The organism is Kovacikia sp. CALU 1929 (genome assembly GCF_056784235.1).
On record NZ_JBXBCF010000065.1, the window covers coordinates 132,363 to 147,073 of the forward strand.

Below are 14,711 nucleotides of genomic sequence, written 5' to 3' on the forward strand. Positions count from 1 at the left end.
CTATAGCTTTCTCATTCCTGACATCTATCATCTGACACCTATCACCTGACACCTCTTCCATGACCGATCCCTCTCTACCCATTGCCCGATCTACCCTGTTCGCTGAACGCAAAGTAAACCGTGAACTGAGGGAACGGGCGATCGCCACTGTCCTGTTCCTTGCCGCTTTCACATCGGTAGCAACGACAGTCGCGATTATGTGGATTCTGGTCAGCGAATCCGTCCAACTGTTCCAGCACATTTCCCTATGGGAATTTCTTACTGGTACCGAGTGGGCACCCCTGTTTGATCCGCCCCGCTACGGCATTTTGCCCCTGGTGTGTGGAACGTTAGTCACCTCTGCGGTCGCGCTGTTTGTTGCCATACCCCTGGGAACGATCGCCGCCCTTTACCTGACGGAATTTGCCTCTCCCAGACTGCGTGAATCCGTTAAACCGATTCTGGAACTATTGGCAGGCATTCCCACCGTGGTCTATGGCTACTTTGCGCTGCTGTTTGTCACCCCCCTGTTGCAAATCCTGCTACCTGAACTGTCGGGCTTCAATATGCTGAGTCCGGGACTGGTCATGGGTGTCATGATTACCCCCTCCATTAGTTCCATCAGCGAAGATGCGATGCGAGCAGTTCCCATTGAGTTGCGCGAAGGCTCCTACGCCACCGGAGCAACCCGATTTCAAACCGCCTGGAAAGTCGTGTTTCCAGCGGCTATTTCGGGCATTTCAGCCTCCTACATTTTGGGTATTTCGCGAGCAGTGGGGGAAACCATGATTGTGGCGATCGCTGCCGGACTACAACCCATCATCACCCTCAATCCCCTCGAATCCGCTGCCACCATCACTGCGTACATCGTCCAGGTCAGCCTGGGTGACACCCCCCACGGCACCATCGCATACCAAACAATTTTTGCCGCCGGTCTAACCCTGGTTTTGATTACCTTGACCTTTAACATCATCGGCTACTTCTTAAGCAGACGTTTTCGAGAGAAGTATTAGAGGGGAATGAGGTATCAGGTGAGCGGATGAGCGGGTGAGCGGGAAATACCATCAACTCAAAACTCAAAATTTTCAACTCTCAACTCTCAACTCTCAATTCTCAACTTTCAACTCTTCTCCCCCATGACCGCAGAGAATTTACAAGAACAAAATCAAGCGCGAGATTTACAGGAACTGCGAGCTGACATTGATCGCCGTAAGTTGTTTAGTGCCCTGTTTGCTGTGGTGGGATTGTTATCCATTCTGGTGGGGTTGATTGTGATCCTGGCACTGGTGCTTCAGTTAGCGGTACAGGGGGTGCCCCGTCTTTCCTGGCAATTTTTTACTTCATTTCCCAGCGGCGACCCGGAGATGGCAGGGATTCTGTCTGCCTGGGTCGGAAGTTTTTTGGTGATGCTGGTGACAACCACGGCGGCAGTGCCCTTAGGAGTGGCAGCGGGTATTTACCTGGAAGAGTATGCCCGTAAGGATTGGTTGTCTGCTCTGATTGAAATCAATGTCACCAATCTGGCAGGGGTGCCCTCGATTGTCTATGGTCTGCTGGCGCTGGGGTTTTTCAACTACATTCTGAACCTGGGTGAGAGTATTCTGACGGCTGGGTTAACCCTGGCGCTGCTGATTCTGCCCGTGGTGATTGTGACCACCCGCGAGGCACTACGGGCAATTCCTGATAGCCTGCGTGAAGCGGCTTATGCATTGGGAGCAAGCAAGTGGCGGATGATTTGGGATCACGTTCTGCCCTACTCGGCTGGCAGCATTCTGACGGGAGTGATTATTGGCGTGTCGCGGGCGATTGGGGAAACCGCTCCCCTAGTGACGATCGGTGCCCTCACCTTTATTGCCTTCCTGCCCCCTGCCCCCGTTCAGCCAGAATTTCCATTCATCTCTCTAGAGTGGTTGAAGTCGCCCTTCACCGTCATGCCGATTCAAATGTTCAACTGGGTCTCTCGCCCTGAAATTGAGTTTCAGGTTAATGCTGCTGCCGCTGGTGTGGTTCTGATTTTTATGACCCTGTCCATGAATGGTCTGGCAATTTACCTCCGCTATCGTTTTCGGAAAGGGATCAAATGGTAGAAGAACTGTCCAAATCGTCACACCGCCTGAGCGCAATTCAACCCAAAGCCCAGGTCAAGGATCTGAGTTTTTACTACGGCGGCTCGGTTGGCATTCTAAAGCACATCAATTTGAAGGTTGCTAACCATCAGGTAACTGCCCTGATTGGACCGTCAGGGTGTGGCAAAACCACACTGCTGCGATGCTTTAACCGGATGCATGACCTCTATCCCGGCAACCGTTACGAAGGGGAAATTCTGCTGGACTCCAATGTCAACATTCTGGATCGACGGGTTGACCCGATTGAAGTCCGGATGCGAATTAGCATGGTGTTTCAGCGTCCAAACCCGTTCCCCAAGTCAATCTATGAAAATGTGGCTTACGGTCTGAGGGTGCGGAATGAGCGCAGACGGGGAGCGATCGACGAAAAGGTGGAACAGTCACTCCGGCTGGCTGCCCTCTGGGATGAAGTCAAAGACCGTTTGAAAGAGCCAGCTTATAACCTGTCTGGGGGGCAACAACAGCGGCTCTGCATTGCCCGTGCCCTGGCAACCGATCCCGAAATGCTCTTGTTTGATGAACCAACCTCGGCGTTAGATCCGATCGCCACTGCCAGCATTGAAGAATTGATGAGCAATCTCAAGCAACACGTCACCATCTTGATTGTGACGCACAGTATGCAGCAGGCGGCGCGGCTTTCAGACTACACCGCATTTATGTTTTTGGGTGAACTGGTGGAGTTCAATGATACGAAGGCTCTGTTTAACCATCCCTTAAAGAAACAGACCGAAGATTACATTAGCGGGCGTTTTGGCTAGAGGTAGGAAGTTGAGTATGGCTAATTTACTGCCTTTAAAAGCCAAAAAACTGCCATTTACCTTTGGTTTTTTATGGCGACCAATGCTGGTTATTGCCCTGGGATGCCATGCCATGCTTCTGTTTGCGCCCCTGGGGGAGCAGAAAAAAGCACCCCCCCAGGCGGATGAGAAAGCGGTTAAAATCACCCGCATTCCCAAAACAAAAACAAATCTGAACCAGCCTCCAAGATCGGCTGCAAAAACCAGACCCGTGGTGAAACGGCGGACAACTCCGGCTCCACCTCCGGCAATTGTAGCCAAACCTTCCCCCACTCCTTCGCCAACCGCTAGCCCAAACCCAACGGGTTCTCCCACCGCCAAGAACGATAAACCTGGTGGAGCGGAAGGACCTAAAGTGGATGAGGTGACGGAAGCATTTACTGAGCCTTTTACCGAATTTGTTGTGATGCGGACTCAGGTTGATGGGAGCGAGATCCCAGAACCCCTCCGTGCCCCAGCCGATGCTCCCGTAACGGCTGAACTGTTCCCCGATCCCAATGCTTTTTTCTCTGATCCGGTCAAATTAACGAAGCGGAAAGGGTTGGTGGCGTTCGATTGGTTCAGTCCAATCAAGCCCGATATCCTTTTCTATGAACATATTGAGCGGATCTATAAGGCGAAAGGGTACACGCTGACGCTGAAGGGAGAGTATGGCGGTGGGGAGGTGTACGAGTTGAAAAAGGGAACCGATGTTCGCTACTTAAACATCGTGCCCACGGGGGACAAAACCGGGACACTGATTATGGTGTGGAAGGATTCACCTGTGCAATGATTTTCACCTGTGGAACTATCAATGATGGATACCCAAATGTCTGTTGCAACCAAGAATCCACCTTCTGCTTTCAGTATCCTCTGGCGACCGATGCTGTTCCTGGCATTGGGTTTGCACGCTTTTTTTCTGTTCGTGCCGCTGGGCGGCGCTCAGAAGGAGTTGCCTCAGGTAACGGAGCAACCCGTTAAATATAATCGGCTACCAGATTTGAAGCCCACAACTCAGAAACCTGCTCAGAAACCCGCCCAGAAAGCGGTCACAAAGACAAGTCCACCCGCTCAGCAGAAAGCGATCGCCCCAGTTCCACCTCCTTTGACACCCCCCAACCCAGCACCCCCCCCGTCCTATCAGGCACCGGCTGCTGAAGCTTCGCCCTCCGTTGAACCAAGTAACTCAACCGATTCAACGAATTCTGAGGAGGCAACTCCTTTGGCACGGGTAGGGTCTACTCCCATACCGGGAAGTTCTCCAACGGCTGAACCAACAGACGCTCCAGACTCTGATGCTTCAAACACTGACTCTACGGTAGCCGCCAGCCAACGCCGAGGTCTTGACTCGGATACTCAAGCGATCGTGGAACGATTGCAAAATCTGGAGAATGGTCGCCAGATTACGGACAAAGATAAGGTTGAGGACTTATTTGCTGATGGGGAAGCAGCCAAATTTTTCACAAATCCGGAGAAAAAAGAAGGTAAACAGGGCTTAATCGGAGTGGAATATTTACTGCCCCAAAATCCCGCTGAGGTAGTTGAGAGCCTGACCCAGCTTTACTCCGATTTCACCTTAAAAAAGGTGGGAGAGTATGGCGGTGGTCCAGTTTATGAAGTCAGGCGGGATGACTACGTGCGATATTTCAATTTGGTCAAAGGTAAGGAAGACAAAAGTACTTTGATTGTTCTGTGGAAGGACTCACCCGCTAAAACTCATAGCAAAAACCCTGCGGCAGGCAATATTTAGGGCAATCAGGCGATCGCACTTTAGGGACTCGCAAATTAATAAAGTCCCAACGTCATTCCCGCGCAGGCGGGAATCCATCGTGGAGCAGCTTGTCTAGCAGGTACTTTATTTTGGGGCACATCCCTTACGACTTTTGCTCTACGGCAAGGGAAACGCTGTCGCCCCCAATGTCTCGCATAATTTCTAGCAGACTGGCAACTTTGGCGTAATCTAGCTTCTGGTCTGCCTTGAGAACAATGATGCCGTTGGGATGGGTATCCAGATAAGCAGACATTTGCTCCGCCAGTTGGTCAATGGTGGCGGGTTGCCCCTGTACCAGAATTTGCCCCTGGCTATCCATCCCGACGATCATCATATCCGTTGCTTTTTGTTCCTTCACGCCCAGTTGGGCAGAGGGTAGGTCAACCTTAACTGCTGACTGCTGCCCGGTGAGGGTCATGGAAATGATGATGAAAAAGGTTAAAACTGTCATCAGCACATCCATCATCGGCACCAGATTAACTTCTGGTATCCCTGCATTGAGTTGCTGTCTTCGCCTCATATAGCGTTTCCTTTCTGGGTGAGGTACATCTCATCTATTTGACTCAAGGGTTTTGCGGCTATCCATGTACCTCACTGGATTCAAAAACGCTATAGCCATGCTTTCAGTCTTTAACCTTCCAGTGCCAGGGAAACGCGATCGCCCCCCACCGTCTGCATTTCACCTAATAATTGAACCACCTGATCATACTTGAGACTGCGAGAGGGCTGTAAAAGTACGGCTCCCTTGGGATTCTTCACCAGATAGTCCTGCATGGCTGCCATTAGTTGATCCCTGGTAACGGGAGTTTGGGCGATCGTAATTTGCCCGCTGGCGTTCAGATCCACAATCAGTGGCTCTGGCAATACTTCCTGGGGAGAAGGACTGACCTGATTGCTGGGAATCGCCACATCAACGGCTTGCAGGTTTCGCAGGGTTGCCGTAATCATGACAAAAAACGCCAGAATCCCCATCATCACGTTCATCATTGGGATCAGGTTGATTTCTGGAATCGCTCCGTACTGTTCTAGCTTTCTTCTGGATGACATCCACTACTCCGGTTCGTACCACACTTGGCGATAGATGAGTTCCAGTTCATTTCCCAGGTCAGAAAAGTAATTCATTTGCTGGGACTGGAGGGTCACAAATAGACGGTAAACCAGCAGTGCAATAATTGCCACAATCATTCCTGCTGCCGTGGTAATCAGCGCTTCACCAATACCGGCTGCTGCTTTGGTTGCCTGTTCACTAGTGCCACCGCCCCCAATGTTGAGATTGCCAAAGGTGGCAATTAGACCCGTTACCGTACCCAGTAGTCCCAACAGTGGTGCCACTGCCACAACAGTTTCCAGGAGCTTGTCGCCCTTCCGCATCTCGACAAATTCCTTGTCCCCCACAGACTCCATCGCCAGTCGAAAGGTTTCAGGATTTGGCTGATTTAACCTCAAAGGGGCAAGCAGGTAGCGCCCAATCGGCAAATCCTGGGCTTGTTCAGCAATCTTGCTAGCTTCATCCAGATCGTAACGAGCGGCTTCCAATACATCGTGGGCAATTTGAGCCTCACTTCTCAACAACCGAATCCAAAAGATTCCCCGTTCCAGGGCACAGGCAACCGTTGCTACGGATAGTCCCACAATCGGAACCATCACCGGACCGCCTTTTAATACGATGTCGAACAGTGTAGACATATCATTCTAAACATTGAGAAGGCTAGAAACACGAACGAGGCTGATGGAGGTGCCTAGACTGGAAAATTTTGCTTGTCCTACTCCCTATACTGCATAGGGAATAGAATTGGACATCCTGCTAGAATACCTGAACCACAAAAGCGATCGGTTAAGAGCAGGTAAGGAAAATTAAATCAAAATATTAAAACCATTCAATTCCTGATTAACCGTTTCCGTTAATCTACCAGGACTTCATCATCACCAGGACGGTTAGGGTCTGGAATATTTTCTGTGGTCACGGTTGGCTTCGGTTTTGGTGGGGCAGCGGCGGCAGGGGAATCATTGGCACTTGCCTTAGTTGCTGCTGGTTGTCCGGTAGGAGCGGATGCGGCTTTGGGATCTGCGCCAGCGAAGACTCGCTGCCAGTTGACATTTCCAACCAGATCAACCATGACCATGATGGTTTCGGGCTGATCCTTTTTAGGGGATGGTTTCGCACTCACCTGAGCCACAGGTTGGTTGCTTGACTTTGGTGGAGAGGGGGTTGCCTTAGCCGTTACCTGGATGCCTCGCTTCAGTACCTTGCATTCAAAGCGATCGCCTGGTTTCGCCGCCCGATAAATGCTCTTGCCACAGTCGATGGTTGCCTGCCCAACCTCTTTTTCCAGCGTTTGTTGCATGGAAGTCTGAAGATCCACCAGGTTGATCAGACCTTTCACACTGGGTACACTCCAGCGAACGGAACCCTGCTCATCCTGTTGGGTGACGGGGATGGCAAAATTGCCCTCAGGGTCTAAAACACCCACACATTCAAAGGTTTGCCCAGCTTCCGATTTAACCCTATCCGGGCATACAACCTGCTTCAGGGAAACTCCACCTTGCTTAATGATGTCATCCTGAACGGTTTCCGCAATTTTGTCAGTGTCCAACCCACGGCTACAGGCGGTTAACATGACCGCACCTGCTATCAGCACCATCTGACGAACCCAGGTTGATGTTTGTCTGCTAACCCCATTCACAGTTATCTTCTCCAGCGATCGCCCCAATCTTAAACTCAGAGCGACTAAAACTAGAGCTACTATCGCATGTTTACCAACGGTGATTAGTAAAGAAGAGGTTAAAGCGATAGGTCTTGAAAGATAATCCGGTCCGCTGCCTGCTCTTCTGGCGGCTTCGCCTTAACGCTTGCCTGGGATCGATGGGGGATCTTACCCGCTGCAACCTGCTGAGTGTAAACCTCAAGGGCACGGGCGATCGCCTTCAGTCTCCGGTGCTGGTCATGCTCAATCTGTGGTTCACTATTGCCCAACCCCGGTGCATTCCACCCATCCAGATCGGGATCCCAGTAGGACTTGACCCGCGCCCACAGCACAGCATCCTCATCTTTCAACCCCATCTCCTGAGCTTTTTTCAACCACTCCATGTATCCCGGTTGTCCCAGTGCAGCCAAAGGAGCCTGGTTTGCCAGATCAATTCCGTTTAGCTCTTCCAGCAGTGTCAGGGTAATCCTCACCGCTTCAGCCCGTTGCCGTAGCGTTTCTGCCTGTCCCTGCAACCGCTGGAGTTGATGGGCATCCGCTTCCTCTGGAGTCGAGCATTGATACTGAGCTTCCCGACAGTGCTGAAAGGAAAAGCTACCCAGGTTCCACACCCCATTACCCGGATCGGAATGTCCATAGTAGGCACTGGTTTTGCTGCCATCAGGGGCACGGGTACCTTCCGCATGTCCGACGGTTCGGGCGACCAGGGAATCGGAGTTGCCGTGGAAGAGAGAGGGAGGAACAGAGGGAGGAGAAGGGGAGATAGGGGAGATAGGGGAGGAAGAGGGAGAGGGAGGGAGGGGAGGGAAGTCGAGAATGGGGGAAGGGGGGAAATTGGGAGCGAGGGCGATCTCGTCGGGAGAGGGGGGAGGCGTTTCAGAAAGAGAATTTTCTGCGGGGGCAGGAGGTTGGCTTGCTTCGGGGTTCGCCAGAAAAGCGAGGGGATTCGCCGGAGAAGCACTTTTGGGAACCGAAAAGTCGATCGCCCCGGTACTGCTGGCGGCATGGGCATTGGATGAGATGCCCAGACTAACGGTAAAGCAGCTTAAAGCAGCCAGAAATTGTGAGACTTTCATGGTTACTGAGGCTTGGTGAGGGTACGACGGAGAATAGCTTTGGCAGGTTCGACGATCGCCCAGGTGCCGTTGGGCTGTTTACGGAGAGCAGCAAATTGCAGCGATCGCCCTCGTCCAATGGCATCCCCCTGCTTGACCATTCCTAGACGAGGACGATTTAGTCCACACAACCGAAACAGGTAGGCGGGCACCTCAGAACTGGAAAACACAATGCAACCGCGCCGCTCTGGCTTTACCTTTCCGTTAAAGGGAGCATAGACACTGCTGCCATCCAGCGCGATAGAAATATCGCCCAGTCCACCCAGTACCAACCGTCCATCAAAGCGATCGCCCGGTTGCAGTTCCCAGGTTTGATACAACTTCAAGTCAACCAGCGGTTCTGGCTTGGAGGTATGGCTACATCCCACCAGCAGTAAAGCAATCACGCCTGTAACCGCCCCTGCCCAATGAGTCGTTTTAGTCATCCACGCTAGAAACCTGTCAACCATTCCTTGACACCTAATACCTAACCCCTGACCCAATCAATGCCGAAAACTAAACGAATAGCCCGCATACTGGTCATCTTCATACAGAACAACCAACCAGGTCTGGGGGTCAAACGCCAGTGGATACGCCTCCCGTTGAGAAACTTCACCAGCTCTTAATTGCAGAGTTTGGAGCTTACAGTAAGGCTCTCTCACCACCTGAAGCACCTGCTCTTTGCCAGAACCTTCCGGGACAGTCAACAATCGGGATAACTGCTCCCTTGATAACACCGTCCGCGACTGCACTATCTCCTGGCAAATATCTTTAGTGGGGGCAACCTGGGGTAGTAGCCCGCTGGGGTCAATCAACATGCCAAAAGCGGCAACCACTGACCCACCTGCCAGCATATATTTAACATTCGCAGGGTGAGATTTACGACGATTCATCATGGCTAATCCTCGAAAAATCACTAAACATTCCAGACTCAAGACAGGGCAAGCCGGGACTGTCCCATGCCCACCAGAAAAGGTCTAACTCCCCAGGCTCTAACGAATTTAAAGGTAGCGATCCGCAGTGTCAGTCAAGCAACTGGGAACCTGACCCATTTAACGAAATCCGCTCCGGTGACAAAGGCATCCGCCGAAGACAGTGAATTTAGGGGAAGAAAATCAATCTATCGATATGGTACACTAGTACTATAAAGTTGGCAAAAAAATCGCCTCTTTTACCTAAAATCTTTCCTACACAACAATCCCTTGTAGAAATACTCAGGCAGAGCATCTTTACAAGGGATTTTTCTCTATACCGATGTTTCTGGAACCTTAGTATGCAGCTTGATACTCAGGGGCGATCGCTGTTTTTTTCTTAGTGTAAATTTCCTTCAAGTGACGCTTCACCGTATTAACTGTAATAAATAGTTCACCCGCAATCTGCTGATAACTAAAACCAGCACGGCGCAGCAACCATACTTCAGCCTGCCGGGGAGTCAAATTGTAGAGGAGTGCTTCCGCCAGTGCCCGATTTTGGGATGATTGGCAACGATCCTCAAGCAAAACAACCAGGTAAGGACGTTGGGGATCTTCCAGCATCAACCATCGGACTCGAATTCGATAAACTCTAGACTGGCTCAGAGTAACCTCAGACTCAATCACAACCGGCTGATCGGAATAAACATCACGGCTGTCAATCAATGCCTGACAGTTCCGCCAAATTTCTGCGGGAATTGCCTGAGCAACAGGTTTACCCGGATTCATTTTTTGGCAAACGCTATGGGCATAGTAGTTGTGATAGACCAACTCACCTTCATCAGAAAGAATCATAATGCCATCGGTCATTCCTTCCAGTACCCCTTGTAGCAACATGGGATTCATTGGGGTGGTGGGTTCAGTTCGCTCTAGTTGACTCAGCATGTTTCCTGGGGGGCTAAACAACAAACCAAGTGATGATCAACTGGGTCGCCAGGTAGGGGATAGCTTCAGCAATCCAGGCAATCAAAGGGAAAAAGAAGAAAAAAACATCCAGGAATGACCTCACAAGTTCTAGTACGTGCAGCAGAAGTTCTTCCTGGATGTGTTGAAACTTTATTAAGTTAATTAGATCGTATAGAGATGGCTCATTTATTTCATCATCCCTCTCTGCAAATTTAATTACCGACAACCGCTAAACAGGATTGCTGTTTTATGCAATCCCCATTGCCATTAGCCCTCTGATGCCACCGCAGACAAAACATTGCCGCAGGCTATAGGCAAGTTCCGTCTGTGTAGTCGCACCTATCCTACGGGAACGCTTTGCCAACAGTCGCCAATACTACCTGGGTCTGAACCTTTAAAGTACGCTCTAGAAATGCTTTAAACGGCTGAAAACTTTCTCAAACAAATCGTTTCAACCGCTGAATCAATTGCTCGGCTGACAGTACGCCCTCAATTCGCTCAACAGCTTGTCCTTGCTTAAACAGAACCAGCGTTGGCAAAGCATGGACCTGATAGGTAGATGCTAATTGGGGATATTTCTCTGTATCGATTTTGACGACCTTTAATTGATTTTTCATCTGGCTGTTTACCTGCTCAAGAATGCTTGCCATCATCTGGCAGGGACCACACCAGGTTGCATAGAAATCAACTAAAACTGGCAAACTAGAACCTGCTAACATTTCCTCAAAGCTGCCAAATTGCTTTTTAATGATCATCTTTGTACCTCTGCTAACGAACCGATTCACCTAATACTCTTATGCTAATCGGAGCTAGATATCTCAGCAGAGGTCGGGGTCAGGGGGCAGAGAATCTTAGATGATAGGCTTTGAGGTAACCACTCAGCCGAACGATAGTAAGTGGTAGGGCGCAAGCCAGTAGTTGAGTGGGCAGTGGCAGTGGTCGGTAATCTACTGTGCTACTTTTGATTTGCCAAAAAATAGCCGCCCTTTTACTAAGGACGGCTACGGTTATCAGTAGTCACAAACGGAAATCTGGATACAGTAACCTACTTTGCACTTCGCACTTCACACTCCGCCCTGTCTGATTAGACATCGTAGTAGAGCGCAAATTCGTAGGGGTGAGGACGAATGCTCATTGGAATCACTTCGTTGTCTAGCTTGTAGCTGATCCAGGTGTTAACGAAGTCCTCAGTGAAAACACCACCAGCGGTCAAGAACTCATGGTCAGCTTCCAGGTTCTTCAGCGCATCCATCAGTGAACCGGGTGTAGAGGGCACTTTTGCCAGTTCTTCAGGGCTGAGATCGTAGATATCTACATCCAATGGAGAACCCGGATCAATCTTGTTTTTGATCCCATCAATACCAGCACACAGCATTGCAGCAAATGCCAGGTAAGGGTTACAGGAAGCATCGGGACAGCGAAACTCTAGACGCTTGGCTTTGGGGTTATCGCCAGAGAGTGGAATCCGGATAGATGCAGAACGGTTGCCTTGAGAGTATGCCAAGTTCACCGGAGCCTCAAACCCAGGAACCAGACGCTTGTAGGAGTTAGTGGTGGGGTTGGTCAGCGCCAGCAATGCCGGAGCGTGCTTCAGCAACCCACCGATGTAGTGCAGGGCTGTTTCGCTTAGATCTGCATAACCGCCTTTGCCATAGAAGGTGGGTTGACCATTGCTCCAAATAGACTGGTGGCAGTGCATGCCGGTACCATTATCGTTAAATAACGGTTTGGGCATGAAAGTTACTGATTTTCCATACTTCTTAGCAACGTTCTTGATGCAGTATTTGTAGGTCATCAGATAGTCAGCAGCATTGACCAGGGAAGCAAACCGGAAACCTAGTTCGCATTGTCCACCAGTGGCTACCTCATGGTGATGCTTCTCAATGGGCACGCCACATTTTGCCATTGTCAGCAACATCTCAGTTCGGATGTCCTGCAAGGTATCGGTGGGTGCCACTGGGAAGTAGCCTTCTTTATACCGGGGTTTGTAGCCCAGGTTGCCACCGGGTTCTTCTCGACCAGAGTTCCACCGTCCTTCAACGCTGTCTACAAAGTAATAGCCTGAACTTTGGGTCTGGTCAAACCGGACATCGTCAAATACGAAAAACTCTGCTTCAGGTCCAAAGTATGCTGTGTCGCCAAGCCCAGTTGTTTTTAGATAATCGAGCGCTTTCTGGGCAATGGAACGGGGGTCACGGCTGTAGGGTTGACCTGTACGTGGCTCTACGATGCTGCAAATCAGGCTCAGAGTTGGCTCTTCCATGAAGGGATCGATCCATGCAGTGTTGGGATCGGGCACCATTGCCATATCTGAGTCATTGATGGCTTTCCAACCCCGGATACTAGATCCATCGAAGGCAACACCATCCGTGAAGCTGCTCTCATCGATCATGTCGTGGTAGAGCGTCAAATGCTGCCAGATCCCTGGCATGTCGATGAACTTCAGATCGATCATCTGGATACTATCTCGCTTGATCCATTCCAGAATTTCCTGCGGGGTTGTCATGAATTACTCCTTGAGTGCTGTACGGTCTCTAGTCTTTAAAACAGGGATAGAGACAGAAGACAATCTTTATCTGAACGCTTTAACCCTGAGGGGATGGCTTGTATTGAGGAATTCACTACCTCAGTAAAAATACCCCTGGGAGTTGCAGTGTGATTGTATCTGAATCATCCTAGAGACAGGTTTAAGCAGATTTTGTATCAAGAACTACAAAATTTCCCTCTGGCAAGCCAGACTTAAACTTAGATTTAGGGTTGGTGCTTGGGTAGATTAGCAGATTCTAAATTTTGGGTTTGCTGCGATCGCCACATCCCCAAATCAGAATTCCAAATTCCAAAACTGTTGACAGATCCATCCATCGCTACGTGGTAAACTGATGCTTGCGACTGGAGGCGACAGATCCCCAACTCTGCGATTTGGATTCGCCTGCAAAGTCAACCAAGATAGCCAAACTGATTTTATAGAGGACTAGTGGGAGAAAAATTCCATGCGGGATGCAGTAACAAGCCTGATTAGAAACTATGACGTTACAGGTCGGTATCTGGACCGTGACGCGATGGATAACCTGAAGTCCTATTTCAATACAGGTATGGCACGGGTTCGTGCTGCCGCCGTTATTAATGCCAATGCAGCGGATATTGTGAAGCGGGCAGGTTTACAACTGTTTGATGAACAGCCTGAATTGATCCGACCGGGCGGTTACGCTTATACCACTCGTCGGTATGCGGCTTGTTTGCGGGATATGGATTACTATCTCCGCTACGCAAGTTATGCCTTGGTAGCTGGGGATACGGATGTTTTAGATGAGCGAGTTTTAGAGGGCTTGCGGGAAACCTACAATTCCTTGGGTGTGCCGATTGGTCCAACCGTTCAAGGCATCCAAATTATGAAGGATATTGTCAAAGAACTGGTGACAGAAGCTGGGATTGACAATGCGGCAATTGTAGATCAGCCGTTTGACTATATGACCCGCGAGTTAAGTGAAAAAGACCTGTAATTGTTTTTGACACAACACTGGAAATAGGTCTTAAAAAACTGAGTGGACAGGGGCGATCGCCCCTGTCCACTTGTTTTTAAGGAATAACCTATTTCTCAAAATATATCGGGAATTCTACCCAACAGGCTGAGCCTCTGCTTCGCGGACCCAGATAGCATCCCCCTTTTGGGTTTTCGTAATAATGGTGGCATCTCCCCGCCGCCCTAACTTAGCGGCAAACTCCAACGCCTGCTGGCGCGTCTCTACCACCTTAAACAAGCCATAGTATTGACCGTCCACTAAAACCGCCTCCAAGCGATCGTCGAGGTCGGGAACACGAATTTCACAAATCTGATAGCGGCTCTGGTCACTCAGAATTCGACAGGTTGGCGGAGTCACGGACTTGTGAACAGGCTGAGCAGAAGCGCCGATTGACATTTCTGGGACAGCCTCTGGTTCAAAAACCCAGATAGCATAGCCTTTTACAATTTTTGTAATCAGAATTTGATGACCTTTCATGATCAACCGCCGAGAGATTTCGAGCGTCTGTTGTCCAGTTTGGGCAACCTTGACCAGGCTGTAGTACTTCCCCTCAACCAAAATGGCAGCCATGCGATGGCTGTCTCCCGGTAAACGGATATGACAGGAACGGTATTGGCTGCGTGATTCTAGAAGCCTGGGATTTAATGAAGATTTTTCGGTTGACTGGGGGAAGGTCGAAGGCAGCATGGGTAACCTCAGAAATAGCAGAGAGACTCAGTTCTTTAGTAGTCAGAGCTGATGCAAAGGATGAAACGAACTGGTAAATGGGTGATTGGTAACAGGTCATTGGTCATTGGTCAAAGCCGCCGTTGACGATAGACCGATGATTGATTACCTGCACCAGCCTTGATTGTTAAAAAAC

At 50.1% G+C, this 14,711-nt stretch carries 17 protein-coding genes; 6 read left to right on the forward strand and 11 right to left on the reverse strand.

All coding sequences use genetic code 11. The features are described from left to right. The first annotated feature begins 59 nt into the window (after positions 1-59). From pstC to AC1S52_RS12275, 5 genes are all read left to right on the forward strand, one after another. Positions 60-992: a phosphate ABC transporter permease subunit PstC gene (gene pstC, locus AC1S52_RS12255; RefSeq protein WP_482029292.1), complete on the forward strand. Its 933-nt coding sequence runs from the start codon at positions 60-62 to the stop codon at positions 990-992. A gap of 123 nt (positions 993-1,115) precedes the next feature. Next, positions 1,116-2,066: a phosphate ABC transporter permease PstA gene (gene pstA / locus AC1S52_RS12260; RefSeq protein WP_482029293.1), complete on the forward strand. Its 951-nt coding sequence runs from the start codon at positions 1,116-1,118 to the stop codon at positions 2,064-2,066. Further along, positions 2,060-2,863 carry a phosphate ABC transporter ATP-binding protein PstB gene (gene pstB / locus AC1S52_RS12265; RefSeq protein WP_482029294.1) on the forward strand — a complete coding sequence of 268 codons (804 nt, stop codon included), beginning with the start codon at positions 2,060-2,062 and terminating at the stop codon, positions 2,861-2,863. The genes pstA and pstB overlap by 7 nt, the downstream gene beginning before the upstream one ends. Positions 2,864-2,879: 16 nt before the next feature. Then, positions 2,880-3,674, forward strand: a complete 795-nt coding sequence (locus AC1S52_RS12270; RefSeq protein ID WP_482029295.1) for a hypothetical protein — start codon at positions 2,880-2,882, stop codon at positions 3,672-3,674. A 36-nt stretch (positions 3,675-3,710) separates the two neighbouring features. Further along, positions 3,711-4,631, forward strand: coding sequence for a hypothetical protein (locus tag AC1S52_RS12275; RefSeq protein ID WP_482029296.1), 921 nt, complete (start codon positions 3,711-3,713; stop codon positions 4,629-4,631). A 124-nt stretch (positions 4,632-4,755) separates the two neighbouring features. On the opposite strand, the gene AC1S52_RS12280 is transcribed toward AC1S52_RS12275, so the two are convergent. From AC1S52_RS12280 to glnA, 10 genes are all read right to left on the reverse strand, one after another. Next, on the reverse strand, positions 4,756-5,172 hold the full coding sequence (locus AC1S52_RS12280) for an ExbD/TolR family protein (RefSeq protein WP_482029297.1): 417 nt from the start codon (positions 5,170-5,172) through the stop codon (positions 4,756-4,758). Positions 5,173-5,282: 110 nt separating this feature from the next. Continuing rightward, positions 5,283-5,699: an ExbD/TolR family protein gene (locus tag AC1S52_RS12285; protein WP_482029298.1), complete on the reverse strand. Its 417-nt coding sequence runs from the start codon at positions 5,697-5,699 to the stop codon at positions 5,283-5,285. Positions 5,700-5,702: 3 nt separating this feature from the next. Continuing rightward, entirely contained in the window at positions 5,703-6,338 is a 636-nt protein-coding gene (locus tag AC1S52_RS12290; RefSeq protein ID WP_482029299.1) for a MotA/TolQ/ExbB proton channel family protein, read from the reverse strand. Positions 6,339-6,553: 215 nt separating this feature from the next. After that, entirely contained in the window at positions 6,554-7,336 is a 783-nt protein-coding gene (locus AC1S52_RS12295) for a DUF4333 domain-containing protein (protein WP_482029300.1), read from the reverse strand. 98 nt (positions 7,337-7,434) lie between these two features. Then, complete coding sequence (locus AC1S52_RS12300; RefSeq protein ID WP_482029301.1) at positions 7,435-8,433, reverse strand: hypothetical protein; 999 nt, start codon at positions 8,431-8,433, stop codon at positions 7,435-7,437. A gap of 2 nt (positions 8,434-8,435) precedes the next feature. Then, entirely contained in the window at positions 8,436-8,897 is a 462-nt protein-coding gene (locus tag AC1S52_RS12305; protein WP_482029302.1) for a hypothetical protein, read from the reverse strand. A gap of 57 nt (positions 8,898-8,954) precedes the next feature. Continuing rightward, positions 8,955-9,347 carry a hypothetical protein gene (locus AC1S52_RS12310; protein WP_482029303.1) on the reverse strand — a complete coding sequence of 131 codons (393 nt, stop codon included), beginning with the start codon at positions 9,345-9,347 and terminating at the stop codon, positions 8,955-8,957. A 372-nt stretch (positions 9,348-9,719) separates the two neighbouring features. Then, positions 9,720-10,307, reverse strand: coding sequence for a helix-turn-helix transcriptional regulator (locus AC1S52_RS12315; protein ID WP_482029304.1), 588 nt, complete (start codon positions 10,305-10,307; stop codon positions 9,720-9,722). Positions 10,308-10,765: 458 nt separating this feature from the next. Further along, entirely contained in the window at positions 10,766-11,083 is a 318-nt protein-coding gene (trxA, locus tag AC1S52_RS12320; RefSeq protein WP_482029305.1) for a thioredoxin, read from the reverse strand. Positions 11,084-11,412: 329 nt separating this feature from the next. Then, positions 11,413-12,834 carry a type I glutamate--ammonia ligase gene (gene glnA, locus AC1S52_RS12325; protein WP_482029306.1) on the reverse strand — a complete coding sequence of 474 codons (1,422 nt, stop codon included), beginning with the start codon at positions 12,832-12,834 and terminating at the stop codon, positions 11,413-11,415. A gap of 484 nt (positions 12,835-13,318) precedes the next feature. Between glnA and apcB the strand changes: the two genes are divergently transcribed. Beyond that, the gene (apcB, locus tag AC1S52_RS12330; protein WP_482029307.1) at positions 13,319-13,828 is read left to right on the forward strand and encodes an allophycocyanin subunit beta; all 510 of its coding nucleotides are present in this window, start codon (positions 13,319-13,321) and stop codon (positions 13,826-13,828) included. A gap of 114 nt (positions 13,829-13,942) precedes the next feature. On the opposite strand, the gene AC1S52_RS12335 is transcribed toward apcB, so the two are convergent. Continuing rightward, a complete protein-coding gene (locus tag AC1S52_RS12335; protein WP_482029308.1) occupies positions 13,943-14,536 on the reverse strand; it encodes a hypothetical protein in 594 nt (197 codons plus the stop codon). Positions 14,537-14,711 lie beyond the last annotated feature (175 nt).